General features: G+C 73.2%; 26 protein-coding genes and 1 tRNA gene. 7 read left to right on the top strand and 20 right to left on the bottom strand.

Annotated elements, in window-relative coordinates; translation table 11 throughout:
* Position 1: 1 nt before the first annotated feature.
* The 8 genes from KBB57_RS00420 to KBB57_RS00385 form a co-directional block, all read right to left on the bottom strand.
* On the bottom strand, positions 2-820 hold the full coding sequence (locus tag KBB57_RS00420; RefSeq protein WP_290745084.1) for a sulfotransferase domain-containing protein: 819 nt from the start codon (positions 818-820) through the stop codon (positions 2-4).
* Between the two features lie 144 nt (positions 821-964).
* On the bottom strand, positions 965-1,621 hold the full coding sequence (locus KBB57_RS00415) for a matrixin family metalloprotease (protein WP_290745082.1): 657 nt from the start codon (positions 1,619-1,621) through the stop codon (positions 965-967).
* Between the two features lie 82 nt (positions 1,622-1,703).
* Positions 1,704-4,565, bottom strand: coding sequence for a DNA polymerase I (gene polA / locus KBB57_RS00410; RefSeq protein WP_290745079.1), 2,862 nt, complete (start codon positions 4,563-4,565; stop codon positions 1,704-1,706).
* A 2-nt stretch (positions 4,566-4,567) separates the two neighbouring features.
* A complete protein-coding gene (locus tag KBB57_RS00405) occupies positions 4,568-4,756 on the bottom strand; it encodes a zinc-finger domain-containing protein (RefSeq protein ID WP_290745076.1) in 189 nt (62 codons plus the stop codon).
* A 180-nt stretch (positions 4,757-4,936) separates the two neighbouring features.
* Positions 4,937-5,677: a GntR family transcriptional regulator gene (locus tag KBB57_RS00400; RefSeq protein ID WP_290745073.1), complete on the bottom strand. Its 741-nt coding sequence runs from the start codon at positions 5,675-5,677 to the stop codon at positions 4,937-4,939.
* 460 nt (positions 5,678-6,137) lie between these two features.
* Entirely contained in the window at positions 6,138-6,782 is a 645-nt protein-coding gene (locus KBB57_RS00395) for a DUF1638 domain-containing protein (RefSeq protein ID WP_290745070.1), read from the bottom strand.
* A 494-nt stretch (positions 6,783-7,276) separates the two neighbouring features.
* A complete protein-coding gene (locus KBB57_RS00390; RefSeq protein ID WP_290745068.1) occupies positions 7,277-9,505 on the bottom strand; it encodes a TonB-dependent siderophore receptor in 2,229 nt (742 codons plus the stop codon).
* A 792-nt stretch (positions 9,506-10,297) separates the two neighbouring features.
* Positions 10,298-11,005, bottom strand: coding sequence for a B12-binding domain-containing protein (locus KBB57_RS00385; protein WP_290745066.1), 708 nt, complete (start codon positions 11,003-11,005; stop codon positions 10,298-10,300).
* Positions 11,006-11,185: 180 nt separating this feature from the next.
* Between KBB57_RS00385 and KBB57_RS00380 the strand changes: the two genes are divergently transcribed.
* On the top strand, positions 11,186-12,283 hold the full coding sequence (locus tag KBB57_RS00380; protein WP_290745064.1) for a PA0069 family radical SAM protein: 1,098 nt from the start codon (positions 11,186-11,188) through the stop codon (positions 12,281-12,283).
* A 10-nt stretch (positions 12,284-12,293) separates the two neighbouring features.
* Here KBB57_RS00380 and KBB57_RS00375 read toward each other — a convergent pair.
* The 3 genes from KBB57_RS00375 to KBB57_RS00365 all read right to left on the bottom strand — a co-directional run bounded on the left by KBB57_RS00375 (position 12,294) and on the right by KBB57_RS00365 (position 13,700).
* Positions 12,294-12,370 (bottom strand) — tRNA-Arg (locus KBB57_RS00375).
* A 62-nt stretch (positions 12,371-12,432) separates the two neighbouring features.
* Positions 12,433-13,137: an EI24 domain-containing protein gene (locus tag KBB57_RS00370; protein ID WP_290745062.1), complete on the bottom strand. Its 705-nt coding sequence runs from the start codon at positions 13,135-13,137 to the stop codon at positions 12,433-12,435.
* Complete coding sequence (locus KBB57_RS00365; RefSeq protein ID WP_290745060.1) at positions 13,134-13,700, bottom strand: nitroreductase family protein; 567 nt, start codon at positions 13,698-13,700, stop codon at positions 13,134-13,136. Before KBB57_RS00365 ends, KBB57_RS00370 begins: the two co-directional genes overlap by 4 nt.
* A 222-nt stretch (positions 13,701-13,922) precedes the next feature.
* Between KBB57_RS00365 and KBB57_RS00360 the strand changes: the two genes are divergently transcribed.
* Entirely contained in the window at positions 13,923-14,693 is a 771-nt protein-coding gene (locus KBB57_RS00360) for an SDR family NAD(P)-dependent oxidoreductase (protein WP_290745057.1), read from the top strand.
* 245 nt (positions 14,694-14,938) lie between these two features.
* Here KBB57_RS00360 and KBB57_RS00355 read toward each other — a convergent pair whose 3' ends face one another.
* Genes KBB57_RS00355 through KBB57_RS00345 form a run of 3 tightly spaced genes read right to left on the bottom strand, consistent with a single transcriptional unit; the run spans position 14,939 to position 17,610 of the window.
* Positions 14,939-15,919 (bottom strand): NAD(P)H-quinone oxidoreductase, encoded by a 981-nt coding sequence (locus KBB57_RS00355; protein WP_290745055.1) that lies wholly within the window; start codon positions 15,917-15,919, stop codon positions 14,939-14,941.
* A 53-nt stretch (positions 15,920-15,972) separates the two neighbouring features.
* A complete protein-coding gene (locus tag KBB57_RS00350; RefSeq protein WP_290745053.1) occupies positions 15,973-16,845 on the bottom strand; it encodes a branched-chain amino acid aminotransferase in 873 nt (290 codons plus the stop codon).
* A gap of 33 nt (positions 16,846-16,878) precedes the next feature.
* Entirely contained in the window at positions 16,879-17,610 is a 732-nt protein-coding gene (locus KBB57_RS00345) for a COQ9 family protein (RefSeq protein ID WP_290745050.1), read from the bottom strand.
* 115 nt (positions 17,611-17,725) lie between these two features.
* Between KBB57_RS00345 and rpsU the strand changes: the two genes are divergently transcribed.
* Positions 17,726-17,932: a 30S ribosomal protein S21 gene (gene rpsU / locus KBB57_RS00340; RefSeq protein ID WP_290741819.1), complete on the top strand. Its 207-nt coding sequence runs from the start codon at positions 17,726-17,728 to the stop codon at positions 17,930-17,932.
* Positions 17,933-18,018: 86 nt separating this feature from the next.
* On the opposite strand, the gene KBB57_RS00335 is transcribed toward rpsU, so the two are convergent.
* The 3 genes from KBB57_RS00335 to KBB57_RS00325 all read right to left on the bottom strand — a co-directional run bounded on the left by KBB57_RS00335 (position 18,019) and on the right by KBB57_RS00325 (position 20,428).
* Positions 18,019-18,408, bottom strand: coding sequence for a type II toxin-antitoxin system VapC family toxin (locus KBB57_RS00335; RefSeq protein ID WP_290745047.1), 390 nt, complete (start codon positions 18,406-18,408; stop codon positions 18,019-18,021).
* Positions 18,395-18,667, bottom strand: coding sequence for an AbrB/MazE/SpoVT family DNA-binding domain-containing protein (locus KBB57_RS00330; protein WP_290745044.1), 273 nt, complete (start codon positions 18,665-18,667; stop codon positions 18,395-18,397). Before KBB57_RS00330 ends, KBB57_RS00335 begins: the two co-directional genes overlap by 14 nt.
* A 165-nt stretch (positions 18,668-18,832) precedes the next feature.
* Positions 18,833-20,428, bottom strand: coding sequence for a phosphoenolpyruvate carboxykinase (locus tag KBB57_RS00325; RefSeq protein ID WP_290745041.1), 1,596 nt, complete (start codon positions 20,426-20,428; stop codon positions 18,833-18,835).
* Positions 20,429-20,701: 273 nt separating this feature from the next.
* Between KBB57_RS00325 and KBB57_RS00320 the strand changes: the two genes are divergently transcribed.
* The 4 genes from KBB57_RS00320 to KBB57_RS00305 are packed head-to-tail and all read left to right on the top strand — an operon-like array spanning position 20,702 to position 22,781.
* Positions 20,702-21,133, top strand: coding sequence for a serine kinase (locus tag KBB57_RS00320; RefSeq protein ID WP_290745038.1), 432 nt, complete (start codon positions 20,702-20,704; stop codon positions 21,131-21,133).
* A 32-nt stretch (positions 21,134-21,165) separates the two neighbouring features.
* The gene (gene rapZ, locus KBB57_RS00315) at positions 21,166-22,080 is read left to right on the top strand and encodes an RNase adapter RapZ (protein ID WP_290745034.1); all 915 of its coding nucleotides are present in this window, start codon (positions 21,166-21,168) and stop codon (positions 22,078-22,080) included.
* Entirely contained in the window at positions 22,077-22,490 is a 414-nt protein-coding gene (locus KBB57_RS00310; RefSeq protein ID WP_290745031.1) for a PTS fructose transporter subunit IIA, read from the top strand. Before rapZ ends, KBB57_RS00310 begins: the two co-directional genes overlap by 4 nt.
* A gap of 24 nt (positions 22,491-22,514) precedes the next feature.
* The gene (locus KBB57_RS00305) at positions 22,515-22,781 is read left to right on the top strand and encodes an HPr family phosphocarrier protein (RefSeq protein ID WP_290745029.1); all 267 of its coding nucleotides are present in this window, start codon (positions 22,515-22,517) and stop codon (positions 22,779-22,781) included.
* A 74-nt stretch (positions 22,782-22,855) separates the two neighbouring features.
* Here the strand turns inward: KBB57_RS00305 and ruvB are convergent, their stop codons facing one another.
* From ruvB to ruvC, 3 genes are all read right to left on the bottom strand, one after another.
* Positions 22,856-23,899, bottom strand: coding sequence for a Holliday junction branch migration DNA helicase RuvB (gene ruvB / locus KBB57_RS00300; protein WP_290745026.1), 1,044 nt, complete (start codon positions 23,897-23,899; stop codon positions 22,856-22,858).
* Positions 23,900-24,003: 104 nt separating this feature from the next.
* Positions 24,004-24,657, bottom strand: coding sequence for a Holliday junction branch migration protein RuvA (gene ruvA, locus KBB57_RS00295; protein ID WP_290745023.1), 654 nt, complete (start codon positions 24,655-24,657; stop codon positions 24,004-24,006).
* Positions 24,654-25,178, bottom strand: a complete 525-nt coding sequence (gene ruvC, locus KBB57_RS00290; protein WP_290745021.1) for a crossover junction endodeoxyribonuclease RuvC — start codon at positions 25,176-25,178, stop codon at positions 24,654-24,656. The genes ruvA and ruvC overlap by 4 nt, the downstream gene beginning before the upstream one ends.
* Positions 25,179-25,435 lie beyond the last annotated feature (257 nt).

Genomic DNA, 25,435 nt, shown 5'->3' with positions numbered 1-25,435 from the left:
CTCAGACCTCGAAGCCATGGGCGGCGGCGATGTCGCGGGCGCGGGCGACCGTGCCGGGGGCGAGCTCGTCGGCGTAGCCGCCGACCTTGCCGCGGCGGGCCTTGAAGGCGCCGGCGTCGCGGCTGCGGTCGGGCTTGAGGAAGGTGGAGGCGTCCCCGGCGCGGGCGGCCTCGCGGGCGCGCATGTTCTCGAAGCTCTTGTCCTCGATGGCCTCGGCGAGGCCGGAGGCGTCGCGGCCGAGCCAGTCGAGGATGCGGCCGAAGCCGGGGAGCGGGTCGGCGCGCAGGCTCTCGTAGGTGACGACGAGCGCATCCGGGCGGGTGGCGAGGTGGTCGAGCCAGGCGCGGTTGAAGCGGCAGATCTTCTCGACGCCGTAGTTCGGGTGCAGCACGAAGGCGTCGATGGAGCGGGGGGGCAGGCGGCCCTCCAGCCAGAGCGGCACGAGGCGCTGCCAGTACTTCAGGGTGCCGGGGGCGAAGTCCTTGCTGTTGACCTGGTGGAAGAACGAGACCGCGGTGTCGATCGGGTTGCGGTGGAGGAAGAGCACGCGGCGGGCGGCGAGGTCGGGGGGGATCGCCACGAAGGGGCGGCCGAGCTCCTGCTTGCGGCTGCCATGGCCGGCATGGGTGAACGGCGTGGGCGCGCCGGCGCGCTTCAGCACCGCCTTGACCCAGGTCCGTCCCGACTTCGGGAAGGAGATGCCGATCGGCTCGTGCCTCGCGTCGCCCAGGAGCGCCCCCTCGCGTTGATCCGGCTGTGCTCCGGCGGGCGCACCGCGCGCGTCACTGTGGCTTGTAGTGCGCAGGGGTGCGGCAAGCAACGTTGATGTGTCTGAATGTGACGGACAAGCACAACAACTGCGTTTGCTGCGCGTTGACACACGGCGACGACGGTAGTCGTGCGCGGCTGGCGGGTCCGCGCATGCAGGCGGCGCGGCGTCTCAAGGCGTGGCTCCCGCGGCGCGTCAGTTGGCCCGGGCCAGCGTGACCGTTTTCGGGGGGCCGTAGAGGGTGCGGGCGCCGGCGACGTCGCCGGGGAGGAGGGCGGCGAGGGGGCCCTGGTTCTGGTAGCCCATCAGCGCGCCGGTGGCGCCGGGGTGGTCGAGGCCAATCGTGTGGCCGATCTCGTGGGCGAGCACGGTGACGAGGTCGAACTCGCCGCCCCAGTCGGCCTCGGGGTCGAGGCAGATCGTGGCGCGGGCGATCGGCGCGACCTCGCCCTCGGCGGCGGCGGGGTCGGGGCGCACGTCGGCGTAGGCGATGCGGCGCATGCCCGGCTGGGCGCCGATCAGGATGTCGGGGCGCTGGCCCTCGGGCGCCGGGCGGAAGGCGATGCCGGCGGCGCGGCTCCACATGGCGAAGGCGGTCGCGGCGACGGCGCGCAGGCGCGCCGGGTCGACGCCGGGGAGCGCGCCGAGGGGTTGCAGGTCGCGGCAGTTGCGGGCGTCGGGCGAGGGCTCCGGCGCGGCGGCGAGGCCCCAGCTGACCGAGGCGGGGGCGCCGAGCGCGGGGCTCGCCCATTTGACGTAAAGCCCGCCGAGGCGCAGCAGGCGGAACTCCTCCGCCTGCGCCCCGCCCGCGATGGCGAGGAGGAGGGCGAGGGAGAGCGCGGGCCGGCTCACTGCGCGGCGGCCCGGGTCGGGCCCCGGCCCGCGTCGGCGACGGGCGGCGTCGAGAGGTCGGCGGCGGGGAGCGCGGGCCGGCTCAATGCGCGGCGGCCCAGCTGGGGCCCCAGCCGGCGTCGACGACCAGCGGCACGGAGAGGTCGGCGGCGGGGAGGGCGGCCTCCTCCATCACGGCGCGGACGCGGGCGGCGGTCTCCTCGACGGCGGATTCCTCGACCTCGAAGAGCAGCTCGTCGTGGACCTGGAGCAGCATCCGGGCGGGGAGGCCGCGGATGGCGTCGGGGACGCGGATCATCGCGCGGCGGATGACGTCGGCGGCCGAGCCCTGGATGGGGGCGTTGATCGCGGCGCGGTAGGCGAAGGCGGCGGCCGGGCCCTTGGCGTTGATCTCGGGGGTGTGGACGCGGCGGCCGAACACCGTCTCGACGTAGCCATGCGCCCGGGCGAAGGCGCGGGTGCGGTCCATGTAGGCGCGGATGCCGGGGAAGCGCTCGAAATAGGCGTCGATGAAGCGCTTGGCGTCGTCGCGCGGGATGCGGAGGTTGGCGGCGAGGCCGAAGGCGGAGATGCCGTAGATGACGCCGAAGTTGATCGCCTTGGCCTGGCGGCGGATCATCGGGTCCATGCCCTCGATCGGCACGCCGAACATCTCGGAGGCGGTCATCGCGTGGATGTCGAGACCCTGGCGGAAGGCCTCGCGCAGCTCGGCGATGTCGGCGATATGGGCGAGGAGGCGCAGCTCGATCTGGCTGTAGTCGAGCGAGACGAGGAGGTTGCCGGCCTCGGCGACGAAGGCCTCGCGGATGCGCCGGCCCTCGTCGGTGCGGACGGGGATGTTCTGGAGGTTGGGGTCGGTGGAGGCGAGCCGGCCGGTCGCGGCCCCGGAGATGGTGTAGGAGGTGTGGACGCGGCCGGTCTCCGGGTTGATCGCCGCCTGGAGCGTGTCGGTGTAGGTGGATTTCAGCTTCGAGACGAGGCGCCAGTCGAGGACGCGCGCGGGCAGGTCGTGGCCGAGGGAGGCGAGTTCCTCGAGCACGTCGGCGCCGGTGCCCCAGGCCCCGGTCTTGCCCTTGCGGCCGCCCTCGAACCCGAGGCGCTCGAAGAGGATCTCGCCGAGCTGCTTCGGGGAGCCGATGTTGAACTTCTCGCCGGCGAGGCGGTGGATCTCGTCCTCGAGCCCGGCCATCTTCTGCGCGAAGTCGCCGGAGAGGCGCGACAGCCGGGCGCGGTCGACGCGGACGCCCGCGGTCTCCATCTCGGCGAGCACCGGGGCGAGCGGGCGCTCCATGGTCTCGTAGACGCGGGTCACCTTGGAGAACGGCAGCCGCGGCTTCAGGGCGCGCCAGAGCCGCCAGGCGATCTCGGCCGACTCGGCGGAATATTCCGCCACGGCCTCGACGGGCGCGAGGTCGAGGCTCTTGGGGCCGCGGCCGCCGATCAGCGATTTCAGCGGGATGCGCTCGTGGCCGAGATGCTCGAGCGCGAGGCCGTCGAGGCCGTGGCCGTGCAGGCCGGCGTGGAGCGCGTAGTCGATGAGCTGGGCGTCGTCGACCGGGCCGAGGCGGATCCCGTGGCGGGCGAGCGCCTTGGCGGCGCGTTTCAGGTCGTGGCCGACCTTGAGGACGCCCGGGTCCTCCAGCATCGGGGCGAGCGCCGCCAGCGCCGCGTCGGGGTCGATCTGGCCCTCGACGCGGGTGGTCGCGGCGAAGAGGTCGCCGGCGCCGGTCACGTGGCCGAGGGGCGCGTAGGCGGTCGCGCCGGGGCCGAGGCAGAGGGCGACGCCGACGATCGCCGCGCGCATCTCGTCGGCGCCGTCGGTCTCGACGGCGATGGCCGCGACGCCGGCGTCACGGGCGCGGGCGGCCCAGTCGGCGAGCGCGGCCGCGTCGCGCAGGATGACGTGGCCGCCGCGCGCCAGCGGCGGCAGGTCGGGCGCGCCGGGGGCCATGCCGATGCGCGGCGTGCGGTCGAGCGCCACCGCCTCGGCGTCCGTGCCGGCGGGGCGCGCCGCGCGGGGGGCCGGGCCGCCGGCCGGGGCGTCGACGCCGAGGCGCTGCGCCACCCGGGCGGCGAGGGTGCGGAACTCCATCCCGGCGAGGAAGCCCATCAGCCGGTCCGCATCCGGGTCGCGCACCTCGAAGCTCTCGATCGCCTCGGTCACCTCGACGTCGGTGCGGAGCGTGACGAGGTCGCGGGAGATGCGGATCTGCTCGGCGTGGGCGATCAGCGTCTCGCGCCGCTTCGGCTGCCTGATCTCGGGGGAGCGGGCGAGGAGGGCGTCGAGGTCGCCGTATTCCGCGATGAGCTGGGCGGCCGTCTTGACGCCGATGCCGGGCGCGCCGGGGACGTTGTCGACCGAGTCGCCGGCCAGCGCCTGCACGTCGACCACCCGCTCGGGGGGGACGCCGAACTTCTCGATCACCTCGTCGCGGCCGATGCGCTTCGCCTTCAGGGTGTCGTACATCTCGACGCCGGGGGCGACGAGCTGCATCAGGTCCTTGTCGGCGGAGACGATGGTCACGCGGCCGCCGGCCTCGCGGGCGAGGCGGGCGTAGGTGGCGATCAGGTCGTCGGCCTCGAAGCCCGCCATCTCGAGGCAGGGCAGGCCGAAGGCGCGGGTCGCGTCGCGGATCAGCCCGAACTGCGGCACGAGGTCCTCGGGCGCCGGGGGCCGGTGCGCCTTGTAGTCGGGATACATCTCGTTGCGGAAGGTGTGCTCGGACTTGTCGAAGACGACGGCGAGGTGGGTCGGGGCCTCGTCGCCCGACATCTCGGCGAGCATCTTCCAGACCATGTTGCAGAAGCCGGCGACCGCGCCGACCGGCAGGCCGTCCGACTTGCGGGTCAGCGGCGGCAGGGCGTGATAGGCGCGGAAGATGTAGCCGGAGCCGTCGATCAGCTGGAGGTGGCTGCCCGGCCCGAAGCTTCCCGCGCCGTCCACGCTCAGTGGTCCGCCCCGTGGTCGGCGCCTTCCTTGAGCACGTACTTGCGATCGCAGTAGCCGCACTCGACGGAGCCGACCTCCGGGTCGATCTGCAGCCAGACCCGTGGATGGCCGAGCGCTCCGGCGCCGCCGTCGCAAGCGATGCGCGTCCTCGTCACCTCGATGGTCTCCGGTTCTGGCGTGGGCATGGGCGGCTCCGTCTGTCGCTGCTCCCTGCCTTATCCCGCCGCGGGCCCCGCGGGCAAGGGAAGGGCGATCGCGGAAGCGGAGCGGCGGCGGGGTGTCGTCGCGGGACGGCGCCGGCCGGCAGGCGCCGGGCCTCCGGCGCGGGATGCGCCCCCCTTGGCCGCAAGGCGCGCCGTCGGCGCTCAGCCGCGCTCGGCGGGAGGGTCGACGACGAGGGCGAGGCTCGGCACGCGGGCGCCGCCCTGGGCGAGGGCGAGCTCGAGGTTGCGGCGGGCGAGGCGGGCGTGCTCGCGGGCGATCGCCTCGGCGCGGGCTCCCTCGCGGGCGCCGATCGCCTCGAGGATCGCGCGGTGCTGGTCCTGGGCGTATTCGAGCGAGCGGACGAAGGCGGGGTCGTCCGGCATGGCGTGGAGGAAGGAGGAGGGCGAGCCGAAGGGGAGGCGGGCCACCCGCTCGATCTCGCGCTGGACGATCGGGCTGCCGGAGAGCTCCCAGAGGACGGCGTGGAAGCGGGCGTTGAGCTCGCCGTAGTCGGCCATGTCGACCTCGCCGCCCCAGCGGGCGAAGCCGGCGTCGAGGGCGTCGACGATCCTGGCGAGCTCGGCGAGGCGGGCGGGGGCGACGCCGCGCTCGGCGGCGAGGCGGGCGGCGGTGCCCTCCAGCACGCCGCGGAGCTCGATGGCGTCGACGACGTCGCCGAGGCCGAAGGTGCGCACGACGAAGCCGCCGCCGCGGACGCGCTCGAGCAGGCCCTCCTCGGCGAGGCGGGCGAGGGCGTCGCGGATGGGCGTGCGCGAGATGGCGAGCCGCTCGGCGAGCGGCACCTCGAGCAGGCGCGTGCCGGCCGGGAACTCGCCGGCGAGGATGCCCTCGCGGAGCGCGAGCTGGGCGCGGACCGCCTGGGTGAGGCTCGCCCCGCTCACGCCGCCGCGACCGTCGTTTCGGCCGATCCTGTCTTCATCGGGCTCGTTTCCCCCGCGCCGAGGCGCGGGGCGACTATGCCCCACCGCGTCGCGGGCGAACAAGGGGCCGGGAGGGCGCGCGGGGGCGATGGCTGGCGGTCTGGGGAAGGATTGACGGAGCGCCTTTGCGCTCCGGAGTCGATCTCCCCACCCGCGCAGGCGCGGGCGGGGCCCCTGCGCGCCGTTGCGCGCCGTTCGCCCACCCCCCTTCCCCCCGCCTTCCGGGCGGGGGAACCTGCACGATAGGGGAAGGAAGAAGGAAGAAGGAAGAAGGAAGAAGGAAGAAGGAAGAAGGAAGAAGGAAGAAGGAAGAAGGAAGAAGGAAGAAGGAAGAAGGAAGAAGGAAGAAGGAAGAAGGAAGAAGGGGTTGGAGGGCGGGCGCGGCGGAAGGGGCGACGGGCGGGCCGCCGGCGGGGAGGGATCAGGCGCGGGGGACGCCGGCGAGGGCGGCGGCGAGGTCGCCGTAGCCGGTGAGGCGGCGCTCGTAGGCGAGGCCGAGGCGGGCGGCGGCGGCGGCGGCGCGGGCGTCGAGGGCGGGGTCGTCGGTCTGCGCGAGGTAGACGAGGCGCTCGTAGTTGCCGAAGAGCATGTCGCGCAGCTCCGGGTGTCGGTCGAGGCCGAGCGGGCGCCAGACGAAGGCGTCGAACTGTCGGACGAGGAAGTCGGTCAGGTAGAAGGCGCGCATCTCCTCGTCGCCGCGGGCCGCGAAGGTGTCGAGGCCGTCGAAGAAGGCGTAGCAGTGCGGGCCGGCGATCAGCTCGACGCCGAGCGCGGCGCAGCGGTCGGCGAGGAGGCCGCCGGTGCCGCAGTCGGCGTAGGCGACGAAGACGCGCCCGTAGCGGCCGCGGGCCGCGCGCACGGCGGCCTCGACCGCGTCGGGGATCGCCTGCGGCCGGTTGTGCAGGATCGCCGGCAGGCATTGCAGGTCGAGATGGGTCCAGGCGTTGGCGGCGCGGAGCGCGAGGATCTCGCGGGCGAGCGCGCCGCAGGCGACGACGAGCACCTGCCCGGCCTCGTCGGGGGCGGGCAGGCCTTCCTCGGTGAGGGCGCGGTCGTCGGGCTGCATCGCCCGGATATGCGCCCTGCCGGCGGCGCCGGCAAGGCGTCCGGTTGTGGGTTGCGGGCGCGCGGGCAGGGGGTCCCTGCTGGCCGGGCTGGCCGTGGTCTGGACGCACGCTGCACGACGGAGGCGGCAAGGGTCGACCAGCGGCGAGGTTTCGCCTCGAGACGGCGCCCGCAGGTTGACGTGCGCATGTCGACGTGCTCGACGCGGAGCGGTTGGGGCAGGGAGGGCGCAAGCTTCAAGTGAGTCGAACGGCGCCGCGAAATGCGGCGCTGATGACTGTGCAATGATTTTCACCGTTTATATTCAAAATATTTGCAAATATATTTCGAATTATATTTGCGCGCAAACAAGCATGATCGAGATATCTCCCGTTCGCATCTGCCCGGGGTCGTGCAGGAGCATCGCGGGCGACTGGCCGTGAGGGCGCGCAGCCCTGGCGTGGCGTCGCGGGGTCTGGACGTTCCCTGCCGGCGGGGCCGGCAGGGTTGGGGGCGTCAGAACGTGTGGTGGAGCGTCAGCGTCGCGGTGCGGGGCGCGCCGATCCAGTTGCCGTAGCCGGGGTTCCAGAGGCCGGTGTAGTAGAGCTTGTCGAAGAGGTTGTCGACGTTGAGCTGGAGCGAGGTCTGCTCGGTCAGCGCGTAGCGGGCCATCACGTCGACGACGGTGAAGCCGCCTTGGCGCATCTCGAAGGGCTGGTCGGCGGAGGCCCAGTCGGAGCCGTCGCGCCAGGTCTCGCTCTGGTAGCGCAGCGAGCCGCCGAGGGTGAGGTCCTTGAGCGCCCCGGCGAGCTGGTAGGTCGTGCCGAGCTTCAGCAGGTTCTCGGGGTTCACGTTCGGGTCGAAGCGATCGCCGGAGTTCTCGCCCTCCTCGTATTCCGAGGTGACGTAGGTGTAGCCGGCGAAGACGTTCCAGCGGTCGGTGACGGCGCCGACGACCTCGAACTCGACGCCCTGGGTGCGGACGAGGCCGGCGGGCTTGGAGCAGGAGGGGAACGGGCCGGGGCCGCAGCCCTGGTTGTTCGGGTCCGGCTCGGCGATGCCGTCGCGGTCGGTGCGGAACACCGCCGCGGAGGCGGTGAGCGCGCCGTCGAGGAAGGCGGCCTTCACTCCGGCCTCGAGGTTCGTGCCGGTGATCGGGTCGAGCAGGCCGTTCAGGTCGTAGGCCTGCTGCGGCTGGAAGATCTCGGTGTAGCTCGCGTAGACGCTCCAGGTCTCGTTCACGTCGTAGACGGCGCCGACGTAAGGCAGGAACTCGCCGTCGACGCTGTAGGAGCTGGGCGTGCCGTTGCTGTCGTCGGTGTAGTCGTACCAGGTGAAGCGGCCGCCGGCGACGAGCTTGAGCTGGTCGGTGAGGCTGAAGCGGCCGGCGCCGTAGAGGCCCCACTGCTTGGTGGTCATGTCCCACCAGTAGAGGTCGTTCGGCCCGAGCGAGGGCTCCGGCTCGGCGTGCGGGTTGGCGCGGTCGGGCGGGTCGATGACGAAGAGGTAGCCGTCGCCGGTGTCGTAGCGGGTCTGGTCGCGGCCGCCGTTCACGCCGACGACGAGGTCGTGGCTGCGGTTGAAGAGGGTCACCGGGCCGGCGGCCTGCACGTCGCCGGCGAAGTTCTCGTTGACGTACTTGAACCGGCCGCCGCTGCGCTGCAGCTCGATCTCGTCCGCCGGCTGCTGCCAGCGCATGTACGAGGTCAGCATGTCGGTCGTGCCGTCGTTGTAGCGGGCCGACGCCTTGAGCGTCCAGCCGTTCTCCAGCTCGTGCCTGACCTCGGCGAAGCCGGTCCAGGCCTCGCGGTCGGAGTATTCCCAGTCGAGCGAGGGCGAGGTCTCGCCGTCGAAGTTCGGGAAGAAGCTGCCGTCGTAGTCGGTCCAGATGCCGCCCCAGCTGTAGCCGTCGATGTCCTCGTCGACGTAGGAGAGGCCGACGTTCGCGGTGGTGGCGTCGCCGATGTCGACGTCGAGCGTGCCGTAGAGGAGCACGCGGTCGTCGCTGAGGTTGTCGCGCGGGCCGTCGCCGCCGAGGGCGTTGCCGACGAAGCGGCCGCGGATGGTGCCGGCCTCGTTGAGCGGCGTCGAGGCGTCGAAGGTCAGCTCGGCGCTGCCGTAGCTCGTCAGGGCGAAGTCGGTGGCGACCTGGCGTTCGGCGAGGGGGCGCTTGCGCACGAGGTTGACGCTCGCCGAGGGGTTGCCGGTGCCCTCGAGCAGGCCGGTCGCGCCGCGGACCACCTCGATGCGCTCGTAGAGCGCGAGGTCGTCCTGCGGGTTGGCGTCGCGGGCGTAGAAGTGGATGTAGGTCGGCACGCCGTCGTACTGGAGGTTGGTGATCTCCGAGCCGCGGGCGAAGTAGCTCCAGCGCATCTCGCCGTTGCCGCGGACCGCGGTGACGCCGGGCGTGTAGGCCAGCGCCTGGTCGAGGGTCTGGAAGTTCTGGTCCTCGATCTGCTGGCTGGTGGTGATGCTGACCGACTGCGGCAATTCGCGCTCGGTGAGCGGCAGGCCGGTCGCCGAGGGGGTCACGTGGGGCGCGGTCCAGGAGCCCGTGCCCTCGGTAGTGGCGCCCGCGCCGGTCACCGTGATGGTGTCGAGCGCCAGCGATCCGTCGACCGCCCGGGCCTCGGCCTCGGTCGCGGTCTCCTGCGCCGGGGCGAGGCCCGGGAGCAGCAGGGACAGCGTCAGGACGCTGCTCGACAGCAGGAATCGTCGCGCCGGCGCGCGCTCGCGAATGCCCATGTTCACGGCCCCCATGGTCGTCGCTGGCTTGGCGGCGGCCGGGGACGGCACGACCTTGGCTGGCGGAACGGTTGTTGTGGCGCCGGCGCGGTTGCGCGCGGCCACGGAATCGTGATTTCCGAGTTAAATACTCATGTCAAGGCGGCGGGGGCGTCGCGTCGGATCGAGGCGGCGGTCCTGTTGCGTCGCGGCCTCAGGGGGCGGGAGAAGGGGCCGTGGGGGCCGGGGTGCAACAAGCGAATGCGCCGCTTTCGCCGTGCCGGCGGCTGGCGCGGGGAGGCGCCGTCAGGGGGATTTGCGCAGGGGGGATTTCCGCGGAGGCGAGGCGCCTGGCGGGCTACGGCATTCACACATCCCGGCTGAAGCCACGGATCGGGAGGAATGGGCCGCGACGTCGAAGCCCGACGGATTTGACCCGTGGCAAATCCGTCCGCGATCGCCCCTCGGGGGGCGAGCGCGATTCCGCGCTCGCCGGGGCGATCACGGACGGATGGCGCGCTCCCGGAGAAATCTGCGCCCCTGACGGCTTCCGCGCGTAACCGCGCTCCGGTCGTCGGCGCGGCGAAAGCCGTGCTTTCGCTTGTCGCGCCGCAGCCTCGCGGGCGGAGCCCGCTTCGGTCGGCTATCGGCTTCCTGTCGTTCGGTCCATGGCGGCTGGAGGAGAAGTGTGAATTCGCTAGCCTGGCGGGGGGCGCTCCGGCGAGCGGGGCGGCGCCGTGGCGGGCCGCCGGGCCTCTTCCGCGGTCGCGGGACAGGGGCGTATCGCGGGATACGCCCCTCCGGCCGGCTCGGTCAGACCGACTGGCGCATCTGGTTGTGCTTGCGGGCGATGAACTCCTTCGCCGTCTCGACCGCCACGGCGGCGTCGCGGCAATAGGCGTCGGCGCCGATGGCGCGGCCGAACTCCTCGTTGAGCGGCGCGCCGCCCACCAGCACGATGTAGTCGTCGCGGATGCCGCGCTCCTTCATGATGTCGATGACGACCTTCATGTAGGGCATGGTCGTGGTCAGCAGCGCCGACATGCCGAGGATGTCGGCCTCCTCGGAGACCAACGTGTCGAGGTACTTCTCGGCGGCGTTGTTGATGCCGAGGTCGACCACCTCGAACCCTGCGCCCTCCATCATCATCGACACGAGGTTCTTGCCGATGTCGTGGATGTCGCCCTTGACGGTGCCGATCACCATCTTGCCCATGCGCGGTGCGCCGGTCTCGGCGAGGAGCGGCTTCAGCACCGCCATGCCCGCCTTCATCGCGTTGGCCGCCAGCAGCACCTCCGGCACGAACAGGATGCCGTCGCGGAAGTCGTCGCCGACCACCTTCATGCCGGCGACCAGCGCCTGGGTCAGCACGTCGTAGGGCGTCCAGCCGCGCCCGAGCAGGATGTCGACGCCCTCGACCACCTCGTCCTTGAGGCCGTCATAGAGGTCGTCGTGCATCTGCGGGACGAGCTCGTCGTCGGGCAGGTCTGACAGGATCAGATCGTCGTCGTCATTCGCCATGGGAGGTCCCCTCAGTGAGCGTGGCTTCGCCGGGGCATGTAGCCCGCGTGCCACGAAACGGGCAAGGGCCGCGCGCGGGAAGCGACGTCGCGCGCAACGTCCCCGACAGGGCCTCGGGGCGGGCTGGCGGCGGGTGGTTGCACGCTGGTGGATGTTCCGTTTTTGTTCTAGACTCGGGCCATGATCGGCGACGAATCGGATCGGCCGGACCCGGCGCGCAGGCGGGCTCGCGGCGCGGTGTCGAACCGCAGCGGGCGCTTCGAGTCGGAGGCGCGCGTGGCGGTCGACGACGGCTGGGACATCGCGGAGGAGCTGCCGCCCTTCCGCACCGAGGTGGCGATCGACGCGAGCCGCACGGTGATCGCGCGGAACAGCTCGCCCGACATTCCGTTCGACCGCTCGATCAACCCCTATCGCGGGTGCGAGCACGGCTGCATCTACTGCTTCGCCCGGCCGAGCCATGCCTATCTCGGCCTGTCGCCGGGGCTCGACTTCGAGACGAAGCTGCTGGCGAAGCCGGACGCGCCGCGGCTCCTCGCGGCGGAGCTGGCGCGGCCGGGCTACCGGCCGGCGACGATCGCGATCGGAACGAACACCGACCCCTACCAGCCGGTGGAGAAGCGGATGCGCATCATGCGCGGCGTGCTGGAGGTGCTGCGCGACTGCGCGCATCCGGTCTCGGTGGTGACCAAGGGCGCGCTGGTCGAGCGCGACGCCGACATCCTCGGCGAGATGGGGCGCGGGGGGCTCGCGGCGGTGGGCGTGTCGGTGACGAGCCTCGACCCGCGGCTCGCCCGCGCCATGGAGCCGCGCGCCCCGGCGCCGGCGCGGAGGCTGGCGGCGATCCGCACGCTCGCCGCGGCGGGCGTACCGGTGCGGGTGATGGTCGCGCCGGTGATCCCCGGCCTCAACGACGCCGAGATCGAGGCGATCCTCGCGGCCGCGCGCGACGCGGGCGCGACGATGGCGAGCTACGTGGCGCTGCGGCTGCCGCGCGAGGTGGCGGGGCTGTTCCGCGAGTGGCTGGAGGAGGCCTATCCGGCGCGCGCGGCCCGGGTGATGTCGGGGGTGCGGGCGCTCCATGGCGGGCGCGACTACGATCCGGAATGGGGCAAGCGCATGACCGGCGCCGGGGTGGAGGCCGAGCTGATCGCCCGCCGCTTCCGCCTCGCCCGCGCCCGCCTCGGCCTCGACCGCCGCGGCCCGCCGCTCGACGCAACCCGCTTCCGCCCGCCGCCGCGGGATCCGCGGCAGCTGAGCCTGTTCGGGCCGGGGTGAGGGTGGGAGGTGGCGCGCCCGACAGGATTCGAACCTGTGACCTCTGCCTTCGGAGGGCAGCACTCTATCCAGCTGAGCTACGGGCGCCCGGCGAGCCTTATAGGGGCGCGCGGGGGCGGCGGCAATGGCGAAGTCCGGGGCGAGGTTCGTCAGCGGAAGGCGGCGTCGCCGGCGAGGCGGTGGAACTGGTGGGTGAAGACCGCGACGCCGACGATCGGGACGAAGAGGTTGAGGATCGGCACGGACAGGGGCGCCGCCATGGCGGCGCCGGCGAGCCAGAGACGGGCGGCGTGGCGGCGGCGGAGCGCCCCGGCGGCGTCCTCGGGCAGGCGGCGGGCGGCGACGAGGCCGAAATATTCGCGGCCGAGCAGGTAGCCGTTGACGAGCCAGAAGAGGAAGGGCGCGAGCGGCGGCAGGGCGAGCGCCGCGGCGAAGGCGGCAGCATTGACGAGGAGGGCGAGGAGGAGGAAGCGCGCGGCGTCGCGGGCCTGGCGGGCGAGCGGCGCGGCCGCGACGGGGGGCAGCGCGGGGTAGTGCCGCGCCTCGACGGCGCCGGCGACGTCGTCGAGGAAGAAGCCGGCCGCCGCCGCGGTCGCCGGGGCCATCAGGAGGACCGAGGCGACGAGGGCGAGGCCGGCGACGCCCCAGAGCGCGAGGTCGTCGAGGAAGCGGACCTCGCCGATCCAGGGCAGCGTCGCCGCGTCGGGCAGCAGCCAGCCGGCGAGCTGCAGGAGCCCGAGGAGCAGCGCCGCGAAGGCGGCGAGCACGATCAGGACGGCGCGCCAGAGCACCGAGCGGAAGCGCGGGTCGCCGAGCTGGCCGAGGGCGCGGCCGAGGTCGACGACAAGGCTCACCCGTCCATCCAGGTGACGAGGGCGGGGACGTCGGGGCGCGGCCGCTCGGGCGGGGCGGCGTCCGAGCTGCCGATATGCACGAAGCCGGCGATCCATTCGCCGGGGGCGAGGCCGAGCGCGGCCTCGCGGAAGGGGGCGTCGTAGGCCGGCCAGCCGGTCAGCCAGGTGGCGGCCCAGCCGGAGGCGAGGGCGGCGTTGAGGAGCTCGAGGCAGACGGCGCCGGCGGAGAGCGTGCGCTCGATCTCGGGGATCTTCGGGGCGTCGCGGGGGACGGCGACGACGGCGACCACCAGGGGCGCCTCCTCGAAGGAGCCGGCGCCCTTGGCGGGGTCCTGCCCGGTCTCGGCGGCGCGGGCGCGGATGGCGGCGGCGAAGCGGGCGAGGCCGGCGCCGGAGAGGACGACGAAGCGCCAGGGCTCGAGCTTGCCGTGGTCGGGGACCCGCGTCGCCAGCGTCAGCAGCGCGAGGAGCTCGTCGCGGTCGGGGGCGGGCGGGCGCATCAGCTTCGGCGGGCGCGAGCGGCGGGTCGCGAGGAACTCGAGCACCTCGGGTCGGGCGGGCATGGTCACTTCCTCCTGCACGTCCCCGCCGTCTCGGCCGCAGGCCGGGCGAAGTCAATGGCCGCTCCCGGACGTCGCCCCCCTCTCGCGTCGGGGCGGGGGCCGAGGCGCTCGGCCTGTCGGCGCCGGCAGTCCGTCGCCCCCTCTCGCGTCGGGGCGGGGCCTCGGCTAGGCTCGGCCGGGCGAGCGCCGGGCGGCCGAGGAGGATCGGGGATGCCAGCGGGATTGTCGGGCAGGTCGGCCATCGTCACCGGCGCGGCGCAGGGCGTCGGGCTCGCCATCGCGCGGCGGCTGGTGGCGGCGGGCGCTTCGGTGATGCTGGCGGATCCGGACGAGGCGCGGCTCGGGGTGGAGCTTCGCCTGCTGACGGCGGAGGGGCTGCCGGGGCGGGCGGCGTCGTTCTCGGGCGATCTGCGCGGCAAGCTCGGGATGGCGAACCTGATGGCGGCGACGATGGACGCCCATGACGGCATCGACTTGCTGGTGAACGCAAATCCGCTCGTCGCGGTGTCGGACCCGCTCAGCCACGAGGGCGACGGGCTCGACGCCTCGCTGGCGCAGAACGTCTCGGCCACGCTGTGGCTCTGCCAGATCGTCGCGCGGCGGATGATCGAGCTCGGGGCCGCCGAGGAGCCGGGGCCGGCGGACCGGGCGATCCTGAACCTCAGCTCGATCCATGCCCGCCGGGCGCCGCCGGAGCTGATCGCCTGGGCGACGAGCTGCGCGGCGCTGGACCAGATGTCGCGGGTGCTGGCGCTGGCGCTGGCGCCGCACGGGATCCGGGTGAACGCGCTCGCCACCGCCCGGCCGGCGGGGCGGGTGATCGGCGGGGAGGAGGCGGAGGAGAAGGTCGCGGCGCTGGAGGCGGCGGCGCCGCTCGGGGGGGAAGAGCCTTGGGCGGAGGCGGCGGAGGCGGCGGCGTTCCTGCTGTCGCCGGCGGCGCGGTTCGTCACCGGGCAGGTGTTGGACGTCGATGGCGGGCTTTCGCTGGCGTGAGCGGCGGGACGGGCGGCATCGGTCTGGAAAGCTTGGGAAAATCGGGGCTGGAATCCGGCTGGAATCCGGCTTGCCATTTTTTCATGCTCCGTTGACGCCCGGGGTGGCGGGAGCATGGCTCGCCTCGGATGAGCGTCCTGCCGGCTGCCCGGATGCGCCGGCATCGCTTTGGCCCGGCTGTGGGGGGCCGTCGGCGGGGGTCGGAGCCCGGCGCGCCCCGCTCCCCGGGCGATGCGGTGGCGGGCTCAGGCGACGGCGAGGACGATCTTGCCGATGTGGGTGGAGCTTTCCAGGCGGGCATGGGCGGCGGCGGCCTCGTCGAGGGGGAAGACGCGGTCCATGACGGGGGCGAGGCGCCCCGAGGCGAGGAGGGGCCAGACCTCGGCCTCGAGCGCGGCGGCGATGCGGGCCTTGGCCTCGACGGATTGCGGGCGCAGGGTCGAGCCGGTGAGGGTGAGGCGTTTCGTCATCACCTGGGCGAAGTTCAGCTCGGCCTTGGGGCCGCCGAGGAAGGCGATCATCACCAGCCGGCCCTCGAGCGCCAGCGCCCGGACGTCGCGGGCGAGGTAGTCGCCGCCGACCATGTCGAGGATCAGGTCGACGCCGCGGCCGCCGGTCGCCTCGGCGACGACGGCGACGAAGTCCTCGCGGCGATAGTCGATGGCGCGTTCCGCCCCGAGCGCCGCGCAGGCGGCGCATTTCTCCGGCGAGCCGGCGGTGGCGAAGACCCGGGCGCCGCGGGCCGCGGCGAGCTGGATGGCCGTGGTGCCGATGCCGGAGCTGCCGCCGTGGACGAGGAAGGTCTCGCCGCCGCGCAGGCGGCCGCGCTCGAAGACGTTGTGCCAGACGGTGAAGAAGGTCTCGCAGAGCGCGGCGGCCTCTTCCATGGAGAGGCCGGCCGGCACGGGCAGGGCGTGGTCGGCCGGGGTGACGACGTATTCGGCGTAGCCGCCGCCGGGCAGGAGCGCGCAGACGGCGTCGCCGACCCGCCAGCGGCCGCCGCCGGGGCCGACCGCGGCCACCTCGCCCGCGGCCTCGAGGCCGGGCAGGTCGGAGGCGCCGGGCGGCGGGGCATAGGCGCCGGCGCGCTGCAGCGCGTCGGGGCGGTTCACCCCGGCGGCGCGGACGCGGATCAGGATCTCGCCGGCGCCGGGGACCGGGACGGGGCGCCGGGCCGGGCGCAGGACCTCCGGGCCGCCGGGCGCGGAGATCTCGACGACGCGCATGGTCTCCGGGAGGGCGGGGGATTCGGCCGGGGACCCGGAGGCGGGCACGGGGCTCACGCCGCCTTGCGGGTCTGGTGGGCGAAGTCCCAGTAGAGGGCGCGGGCGTGCGCGGCCATCGCGGCGGAGGGCAACTCGCGGGCCTCGAAGCGGGTGGCGGGCATGACCTTGTTGGCGTTGCCGGTGACGAAGATCTCGTGGGCCTGCTCGAAGTCCGCCACGGTGAGCGCGGTCTCCGCCACCTCGACCCCGTCGGCGCGCAGCAGGTCGATGACGCGGGCGCGGGTGATCCCGGCGAGGAACATGCCGTTCGGGACCGGGGTGAGCACGACGCCGTCGCGGACCATGAAGACGTTGGTCATCGCGGTCTCGGCGACGTGGCCCTCGACGTCGAGCGAGAGCGCGTTGTGGAAGCCGCGCTTGCGCGCCTCGGAGACGATGCGGCCGTTGTTGGCGTAGAGGCAGCCGGCCTTGGCCTCGGTCAGCGCCATGTCGGGGCGCGGGCGGCGGAAGGGCGAGACGGTCAGCGCCATCGGCGCGCCGGGCGTCCCCATCGGGATCTCCTCGATGCAGACCACGAACGCGGTCGAGCCGGGCAGCGGATCGACGAAGGAGGCCGAGCAGGCCTGCGACCACATCATCGGGCGGAGGTAGAGCTGGGCGCCGGCGGGCCAGCGCGCCACGCCCTCCAGGATGATCTCCGCGATCTCGTCGGCGGCGACGGGCGCCTCCATGCCCATCGCCGCCGCGGAGCGGACGATGCGGGCGCAGTGGCGGTCGAGGTCGGGGGTCACGCCCTCGAAGGCGCGGGCGCCGTCGAAGACCAGCGTCCCCTGCCAGGCGCCGTGGTCGGCGGCGCGCATGACCTTGAGGTCGCCGTCGTGCCAGCGGCCGTCGACCCAGGTGGCGATGCTCTTGCCGAGGGCCATTCCCCTCTCCTTCCGTCCGGCGGCTCTGCCCGCTCAGTCGCGGCGCAGGCGGCCGGGAAGGTCGGGGGGGCGAGTATGGGCGGGGGCCCGGACCCGGTCAAGGAGCCGGCCCGGGGCGTCGAGCACCCGGGCGGCGACCGGGTTCTTGCGGATGCGCGACTTCAGCTCCTCGAAGGCCATCACGTCGGCGATGCGGCGGTGGATGAACTCGGTCGTCGCGGTCGCGCCGGGGGTCGTGTCGCCGAGCCAGTAGAGCAGGCACGAGGACCAGACCGCGGAGAGCGTGGCGCGCTTGGTGTACCAGCTGGCGTCGCGGCTGGCGTCGCCGAGCGCGGTCCAGATCGTGTCGGCGGTGCGCCAGATCGCGCGGGCCCCGTCGGCGGCGTGGTGGGGGAGAGCGAGCAGGGCGGCGGCGCGGCGGACGGCGTCGCGGTGGGGCTCGACGAGCTCCAGCCGCAGCGCGATGGCATGGGCGACGCGGTCGCGGAAGCGCAGGCCGCGCAGGTCCTCGGCGGCGAGGCGGGCCGCGAGCGCGGCGTCGTTGGCGTCGTGCCAGGCGAGGGCCAGGTCGACGCCGCCGCGCGGGAAGGCGAGGCGGGCGAGGGCCGGGTCGACGCCGGCGTCGGCGACCGCGGCGGCGAGCGTGCGGTCGCTCCAGCCGTCGAAGGGGACGTGGGGGAGGGCGCAGGCGAGGGTGGCGGCGCGGACCTCCGCGACGCGGTCGGTGAGGCCGGCGCTGTCGGTCTCGGGATCGGCTGTCGGCATCGCCCTCGGTTCCTTCGCTTTCCCCCCCGCCGCGGGTGGACAGTCGCGGCGCGCTCCTCTATATAGCGCGCTCCTGCCGAAATTCGAAACTCATGCTGAAAGGTGGTGACTACCCGTGCAGGTGATGGTTCGTGACAACAACGTCGATCAGGCGTTGCGCGCGCTGAAGAAGAAGCTTCAGCGTGAAGGCGTGTTCCGCGAGATGAAGCTCAAGCAGCATTTCGAGAAGCCGTCGGTCAAGAAGGCGCGCGAACGCGCCGAGGCCGTCCGGCGCGCGCGCAAGCTGGCGCGCAAGAAGCTGCAGCGCGAAGGCGCGCTCTGAGCCGCTCCGCGGGGGCCTGACGCTCCCGGTCGACGGACGAACCGAAAGGCCTGCCGCCCGGCAGGCCTTTTGCTTTTGGGGGGCCGTCAGGCTTCGCGGACAGAAGTGAGCCCCGCCTCGGCCGCCGCCCGGGCCAGCCGCCGGTCGAAGGTTGCGAAGCCGTCGCAAAGGCCGGACCGGACGACATGCAGCGCGTCCGCGAAATCCATGCCCTGCCCGGCGAGGTCGAGCGCCGCCGCGACGGAATCGGCGTCCTCCAGCGACACGCCCGGCAGCCCGCCGAAGGCGCGCAGGGCGCGGGCCACCTCGGCGGGCCGGTAGCCGTAGGCGCTGCGGAGCACCCAGTCGGTTTCGAGCGCCACCGTCACCGGCACGAAGACCGGCGCGCCGTCCACGAGGGCGCGGGCGCGCGCCGCCTGCTCGGGGTGGTCGCCGGTCAGGTAGCGGACGACGACATTCGTATCAATCGCGAGCACGGCGCGCCGCTTCCCGCATCACCGCGGCGTCCATCTCCTCGACCGACCTCGGCGCGCCGGCGGCGGGGAGCATGGCGAACACGTCCTCCGGCCGGGTCGGCGCAAAGGCGGGCGCCTGCCGGAGCAGGACGCCCTCGGCGGTGTCCTCGACCACCAGCCGCGTCCCGGCGGCCCAGTCCCGCCGCTCGCGGACGGCCTTCGGCAGGATGACCTGACCCTTGGTCGAGACGACCGTGGTCAGACGCTCGGGATCGCGCATGGGAGATCTTCTCGGTAAGACGAGAGTAAGATAGTCTCTGCCAAGACGAGAAGCAACCGGTCGAGCCGAAACCTGTCCCGCGGCAGGAGCGATGTGAAAATCAGCCCCGGTCGCGCGAGTCGACCGGTGCTGGAGCCAGGCCCCTTCGGGGGCGGGGCGTTCGGGTCAGGCGGCGCGGAGCGCGGCGGCGCGGACGTCGTCGCCGACGTGGGGCGCGTACTGGGCGAAGTTCTCGACGAACATCGCGACCAACTTCGCCGCCTGGGCGTCGTAGGCCTCCGGGGCGGACCAGGTTGAGCGCGGGTCGAGGAGGCGGGCGTCGACGCCGGGGACGTCGACCGGGATCTCGAAGCCGAAGACCGGGTCGCGGCGGAACTCGACGCCGCCCAGCTCGCCGCTCAGCGCCGCGGTCAGCAGCGCCCGGGTCGCCTTGATCGGCATCCGCTTGCCCGCGCCGTAGGCCCCGCCGGTCCAGCCGGTGTTGACGAGCCAGCAATCCGCGCCCGCCGCGGCGATCCGGTCGCGGAGCAGCGCGCCGTAGGCCTCGGGGCGGCGCGGCATGAAGGGCGCGCCGAAGCAGGTCGAGAAGGTGGGCGTCGGCTCGGTGACGCCGCGCTCGGTGCCGGCGACGCGCGAGGTGAAGCCGGAGAGGAAGTGGTACATCGCCTGCGCCGGGGTGAGCCGCGCGATCGGCGGCAGCACGCCGAAGGCGTCGCAGGTCAGCATGACGATGTTCTTCGGCTGGCCGCCGCGGCCCGTCGGCGAGGCGTTGGAGATCGCCTCGAGCGGGTAGGCGCAGCGAGTGTTGGCCGTCAGGCTGTCGTCGTCGAAGTCGAGCTCGAAGGTCCGGGGATCGTAGACCATGTTCTCGACGATGGTGCCGAAGCGGTGGGTGGTCGCGTAGATCTCCGGCTCGGCGGCGGCCGAGAGGTTGATCGTCTTGGCGTAGCAGCCGCCCTCGAAGTTGAACGTGCCGTCGTCGGACCAGCCGTGCTCGTCGTCGCCGATCAGCACCCGGCCGGGATCGGCGGAGAGCGTGGTCTTGCCGGTGCCGGAGAGGCCGAAGAACACCGCGACGTCGTCGGGGTTTCCGGGCGCGTGGTTGGCCGAGCAGTGCATCGGCATGACGCCCTTCTCCGGCAGGAGGTAGTTCAGCACGGTGAAGACGGATTTCTTATTCTCGCCGGCATAGGCGGTGCCGCCGATCAGCACCAGCTTCTGCTCGAAGGAGATGGCGATCACCGTCTCGGAGCGGACGCCGTGGCGGGCCGGGTCGGCCTTGAAGCTCGGGCAGTTGAGGATGGTGAAGCCGGGGACGAAGCCCTCGAGCTCGGCGGCGTCGGGGCGGCGCAGCAGGTGGCGGATGAAGAGGGCGTGCCAGGCGAGCTCGGTGATGACGCGGACGTTCAGCCGGTGCGCCGGGTCGGCGCCGGCGTAGAGGTCCTGGACGTAAAGCTCGGCGTCATGGGCGTGGGCGCGCATGTCGGCGTGGAGCAGGTCGAAATGTTCGGACGAGAGGGGGGCGTTGTTCTCCCACCACACATGGGCCTCGACGCCGGGCTCGCGCACGACGAACTTGTCCTTGGGGCTGCGGCCGGTGTGCTTGCCGGTGGAGACGAGGAGCGCGCCCCCCTGCCCGATCTGGCCCTCGCCCCGCGCGACGGCGGCCTGCATCAGCGCCGGCTCGGTGAGGTTCCAGTGCAGGCGTCCCGCCTCGGCCAGTCCGCTCGCCACAGGCGAAACCCGCGTTCCCATGGTCATCCCCGTCAAACTCCCTTACCGGCCGGCGGCCGAACTGCACATCGCCCTGGAGCCCGGTCCCCGCCGGGGCTCATTCGCAGGCGCAAACGCCTGCGGCGGCTCCATCTATACCACGGCGCGGCCGGCCCGGGCCCGGGCACTTGGAGTTAACGCCGCATCAATGTCATATTCGGCGGGGTGATCGTGACTGTCCGTGTTGGGATCGATGTTCGCATTTTTTCGCATCGCGGGAAACCGGTCGGGCCACGTGCAGACGGTCCGGCGCGCAATCTTATGAGTCGCGCGGACGCGCCGGCGATCCTCCACGCCTCGGCGGTCGCGCTGGAGGAGAGGGGATTGCTGATCCTCGGGGCCTCCGGGTCGGGCAAGTCGGGGCTCGCGCTGCGGATGATGGCGCTCGGCGCCCGGCTGGTCGCGGATGACCGGGTGGCGCTGGCGCGGCGCGGCGCGGCGCTGGTGGCGACGGCGCCGGCGGCGCTTCGCGGGATGATCGAGGCGCGGGGCGTCGGCATCCTGCGCGCCGAGGCGCTTGCGGAGGCCGCGCTCGTCCTCGCGGTCGATCTCGACGCCGAGGCCGCGGCCCGGATGCCACATTCGCGTCATTTCGGTTACCATGGCGTGGAAATCGAGTTGATCTCCGGGCGCGGCGTCCCCAATCTCGACGCAACTTTGGTGCAAATGCTCCGGTCAGGCCGGGCTCGCTAGCCAGGCCACGGCCCGAAGCGAAGGCGAACCGCGTGGAACCCTCCATCAGCCCCGGGGCGGGGCAGGATATCGTCGTCGTCACCGGGCCCGCGGGCGCCGGGCGCTCGACGGCGATCCGCGCGCTCGAGGATTTCGGCTTCGAGGCCATCGACAACCTGCCCTTGTCGCTGATGCCGCGGCTGGTCGCCGGCCCGCCGGTGGCGCGGCCGCTCGCGGTCGGGGTCGATCCGCGCACCCGCGAGTTCGACGTGGCGGCGCTGACCGGCCTGCTCGACGAGATCGGCGCGCGGCCGGGCTGTCGCCCGGTGCTGGTCTTCGTCGACTGCGCCGCGCCGGTGCTGATCGACCGATACAGCGAGACGCGGCGGCGGCATCCCTCGAGCCCGCACGAGTCGCCGCATGTCGGCATCGAGCGCGAGGCGGCGCAGCTCGCGCCGCTCAAGGCGCGGGCGGACGTGCTGATCGACACCTCGGCGATGACGGTCCACGAGCTGAAGGCCGAGCTGGCGCGCTGGTTCGCGCCGCCCGACGCCGCCGGGCTGGCGGTGACGTTGCAGTCCTTCGCCTATCCGCGCGGGCTGCCGCGCGGGGCGGACATGGTCATGGACTGCCGCTTCCTGCGCAATCCGCACTGGGACAAGGCGCTCCGGGCGCGCGACGGCCGCGACCCGGAGGTCGCCGCCTATGTCGAGGCCGACCCCGTCTATGCGGCGTTCTACGGCAGGTTGATCGACATGCTGCGGTTCCTGCTGCCCGCCTACCGGGCGGAGGGCAAATCCTATTTCGGCCTGGCGCTCGGTTGCACGGGCGGCAAGCATCGGTCTGTGGCGGTGACGGAGGCGCTGGCGAAATCGCTTGCGCAGGATGGATGGCAGGTGTCTATTCAGCATCGGGATCTGGAGCGGACGGCGGATACGGCGCTGGTTCAGAGAGCGGGCGGGGCGTGATCGGAATCGTTATAGTGGCCCACGGGGGTCTGGCGCGCGAGTACCTCGCCGCCATGGAGCATGTCGTCGGCCGGCATCCCGGCACGGTGGCCGTGGCGATCGGCGCCGAGGACGACTGCACGACCAAGCAGGACGAGATCGACGCGGCGATCCGCGCGGTCGACGACGGCGAGGGGGTGGTGGTGGTGACCGACATGTTCGGGGGCACGCCGTCCAACCTCGCCATGGAGGCCTGTCGCGAGTCGAACCGCATGGTGGTCTACGGCGCCAACCTGCCGCTGCTCGTCAAGCTCGCCAAGGCGCGGCGGCTGCCGCTGCGCGAGGCGGTGGCCACGGCCTTGACCGCGGGCCGCAAATACATCAACTCCGTCGAAGGGCTCGGTCCCGACCGGTTGCCGATCGCCCTCTGAGCGTCCCGAGCCTCGGGAGGAGCGGTGCAGATCGTCATCGACATCGTCAACGACAAGGGCCTGCACGCGCGCGCCTCGGCGAAGTTCGTCGAGACGGTGGAGCGCTTCGACGCGCAGGCCCATGTCAGCCGGGACGGGATGGAGGTCTCGGGCGACTCGATCATGGGCCTGATGATGCTCGCCGCCGCCAAGGGCACCTCGATCGAGGTCCGCTGCGAGGGCGCCGAGGCGGCCGCGCTCGCCGAGGCGCTGTGCGCGCTGGTCTCGGGGCGGTTCGGGGAGCCGAGCTGAGGCGCGGCCCGGTTTCTGGCCAATGAAGCGTGGTTCGCAGGTTTTGGAGGCGCTGCGCTGCGCCGGACTCGGGATCAGCCCTCCTCGAAGAGGTCCGGCAGGCGCGGCGGCGCGGCGGCGGGCTTGGGCTCGGGAAGGCCGAGGTGGCGCCAGGCGCGGGCGGCGAGGAGGCGGCCGCGGGGGCTGCGCTGGATGAGGCCCTGCTGGAGCAGGAAGGGCTCGATCACCTCCTCGATGGCGTCGCGGGCCTCGGAGAGCGCGGCGGCGAGGGTCTCCACGCCGACCGGGCCGCCGCCGTAGTTCTCGGCGATGATCGTGAGGTAGCGGCGGTCGGCGCCGTCGAGGCCGAGGTCGTCGACGCCGAGCCGGGTCAGCGCCGCGTCGGCGACGGGCTGGGTGACGCGGCCCTCGCCCTCGACGATGGCGAAGTCGACGACGCGGCGCAGCAGCCGCCCGGCGATGCGCGGGGTGCCGCGGGCGCGCCGCGCGATCTCGCGGGCGCCGTCCGGGGTGGCGTCGGCCTTGAGCAGGCGGGCGGCGCGGGTGACGATCGCGACCAGCTCGTCGACGTCGTAGAACTCGAGCCGGGTCGGGATGCCGAAACGGTCGCGGAGCGGCGTGGTCAGCAGGCCGAGGCGGGTGGTGGCGCCGACCAGCGTGAAGGGTTGCAGCTCGATGCGGACGGTGCGGGCGGCCGGGCCCTCGCCGATGACGAGGTCGAGCTGGAAGTCCTCGAGCGCGGGATAGAGGATCTCCTCGACCGCCGGGCTCATGCGGTGGATCTCGTCGATGAAGAGCACGTCGCGGGCGTCGAGGTTGGTGAGGATCGCCGCGAGGTCGCCGGCGCGGGCGAGGACGGGGCCGGAGGTCATGCGGAAGCTCACGCCGAGCTCGCGGGCCATGATCTGGGCGAGGGTGGTCTTGCCGAGGCCGGGGGGGCCGTAGAACAGCGTGTGGTCCATGGCCTCGCCGCGGCGCCGCGCGCTCTCGATGAAGACGGCGAGGTTGGCGCGGGCGGCCTTCTGGCCGATGAACTCGGCCAGCGTCTGCGGCCGGAGCGCGCGGTCGGCGTCCTCGGGGAGCGGGTCCGGGCGGAGGGTCGGGTCGGGGTCGGCCATCAGGCGGGGCCCGCGCCAAGGATCGGTCGCGCGCGGGCTAACACGCGTGATAGCATAGTCAAGATATTGTAATTATTATGGTATTCTGAAATCGCTGTCATCTGTCACGCCTTCGGGGCGAGGCGCCTCAGCGCCGCGCGGATGAGGGCCGGGGTCTCGGACGCGCCATCGGCGGCGACTTCCGCGACGGCGGCGGCGGCCTCGCCGGGGGCGTAGCCGAGGTTGACGAGGGCGGAGAGCGCCTCGGCGGTCGCCGCGGCGCCGGCCTCGTCGGCGGGCGGCGGCGCGGCGGCGGCGGGCGCGCCGGCCTCGGGCGCGGCGGGGACGCGGGCGCCGGCGGCGCCGAGGGCGATGATGCCGGGGGATTTCGCCTTCAGCTCCAGCACGATGCGCTGGGCGAGCTTCGGGCCGACGCCGGGGGCGGCCTTGATCGCGCCGGCGTCGCCGAGGGCGAGGGCGCGGGAGAGGCCGTCGGCCCCGAGCGCGCCGAGGACGGAGAGCGCCGCCTTGGCGCCGACGCCCTGCACCGAGACGAGCAGGCGGTGCCATTCGCGCTCGGCCAGCGTCAGGAAGCCGAAGAGCTGGAGGAGGTCCTCGCGCACGAGGAGCTCGGTGTAGAGCGCGACCGGGCCGCCGGGGGGCGGCATCCGCGCCAGCGTGCGGTCGGAGCAGTAGACGAGGTAGCCGACGCCGCCGACGTCGAGGAGGACGTGGTCGAGCCCGCGGTAGTCGAGCCGGCCGGTGAGCTTGCCGATCATCGCGCGCCCGTCCGGTCCGAGGCGGCCCGGGCGATGGCGGCGTTGAGCCGGCCGCCGAAGCGGGCGTGGTGGGCGTGGCAGAGCGCGATGGCGAGCGCGTCCGCCGCGTCCGGGCCGGCGAGCGCGACGCCGGGGAGCTGGAGGCGGACCATGTGCTGGACCTGGGTCTTCTCGGCATGGCCGACGCCGACGATCGCCTTCTTCACCGCGTTGGGCGCGTATTCGGCGACGGCGATCCCGGCCTGGGCGGGCACGAGGAGCGCGATGCCGCGGGCCTGGCCGAGCTTGAGCGTGCCGGCGGCGTCCTTGTTGACGAAGGTCTGCTCGACGGCCGCGGCGTCGGGGGCGAAGCGCGCCAGCACGGCGGCGAGCTGGGCGTGCAGGCTGGCGAGGCGGGTGGCGAGGTCGTCGCCCTCGGAGAGGCAGACGCCGTTGCCGACATGGACGAGGCGGACCCCGAGGACGTCGACGACGCCCCAGCCGGTGCGGCGCAAGCCCGGGTCGATCCCGATGACGCGCATGTCCTGTGGCCGTTCCTGCTCGCGGCCTGTTCCGGCCCTTGCGCAAGGGCTAGCACGAAGCGCGAACATTCGCCAAGCCAAACCTGCCGCCACGGCGGCGAATCGGGGCGGCGTGGCGCCGGGCGCACAGCGGCGATTAATCCTCTTGCTTGCCGTGCATGGCGGGCATTCGGAAATGGCGATTGTCCGGAACCGCCGGACTGCCTAAATCCTCGGCAACGGTGAGCGCCAGGGAGGCGCCGCCAGAACTCCGAAAG

This window comes from Amaricoccus sp. (assembly GCF_017993425.1).
Taxonomy (GTDB): Bacteria; Pseudomonadota; Alphaproteobacteria; order Rhodobacterales; family Rhodobacteraceae; genus Amaricoccus.
This window is presented reverse-complemented; position numbering and strand designations above follow the sequence as displayed.

Bases quoted from the DNA above. Each gene is read 5' to 3' on its own strand.
- KBB57_RS00405 (WP_290745076.1), bottom strand. From the start codon at position 4,756: ATGCCCACGCCAGAACCGGAGACCATCGAGGTGACGAGGACGCGCATC.
- KBB57_RS00395 (WP_290745070.1), bottom strand. From the start codon at position 6,782: ATGCAGCCCGACGACCGCGCCCTCACCGAGGAAGGCCTGCCCGCCCCC.
- KBB57_RS00390 (WP_290745068.1), bottom strand. From the start codon at position 9,505: ATGGGCATTCGCGAGCGCGCGCCGGCGCGACGATTCCTGCTGTCGAGC.
- KBB57_RS00385 (WP_290745066.1), bottom strand. From the start codon at position 11,005: ATGGCGAATGACGACGACGATCTGATCCTGTCAGACCTGCCCGACGAC.
- KBB57_RS00380 (WP_290745064.1), top strand. From the start codon at position 11,186: ATGATCGGCGACGAATCGGATCGGCCGGACCCGGCGCGCAGGCGGGCT.
- KBB57_RS00365 (WP_290745060.1), bottom strand. From the start codon at position 13,700: ATGCCCGCCCGACCCGAGGTGCTCGAGTTCCTCGCGACCCGCCGCTCG.
- KBB57_RS00355 (WP_290745055.1), bottom strand. From the start codon at position 15,919: ATGCGCGTCGTCGAGATCTCCGCGCCCGGCGGCCCGGAGGTCCTGCGC.
- KBB57_RS00350 (WP_290745053.1), bottom strand. From the start codon at position 16,845: ATGGCCCTCGGCAAGAGCATCGCCACCTGGGTCGACGGCCGCTGGCAC.
- KBB57_RS00345 (WP_290745050.1), bottom strand. From the start codon at position 17,610: ATGCCGACAGCCGATCCCGAGACCGACAGCGCCGGCCTCACCGACCGC.
- KBB57_RS00330 (WP_290745044.1), bottom strand. From the start codon at position 18,667: ATGCGCGATCCCGAGCGTCTGACCACGGTCGTCTCGACCAAGGGTCAG.
- KBB57_RS00325 (WP_290745041.1), bottom strand. From the start codon at position 20,428: ATGACCATGGGAACGCGGGTTTCGCCTGTGGCGAGCGGACTGGCCGAG.
- KBB57_RS00320 (WP_290745038.1), top strand. From the start codon at position 20,702: ATGAGTCGCGCGGACGCGCCGGCGATCCTCCACGCCTCGGCGGTCGCG.
- ruvB (WP_290745026.1), bottom strand. From the start codon at position 23,899: ATGGCCGACCCCGACCCGACCCTCCGCCCGGACCCGCTCCCCGAGGAC.
- ruvA (WP_290745023.1), bottom strand. From the start codon at position 24,657: ATGATCGGCAAGCTCACCGGCCGGCTCGACTACCGCGGGCTCGACCAC.
- ruvC (WP_290745021.1), bottom strand. From the start codon at position 25,178: ATGCGCGTCATCGGGATCGACCCGGGCTTGCGCCGCACCGGCTGGGGC.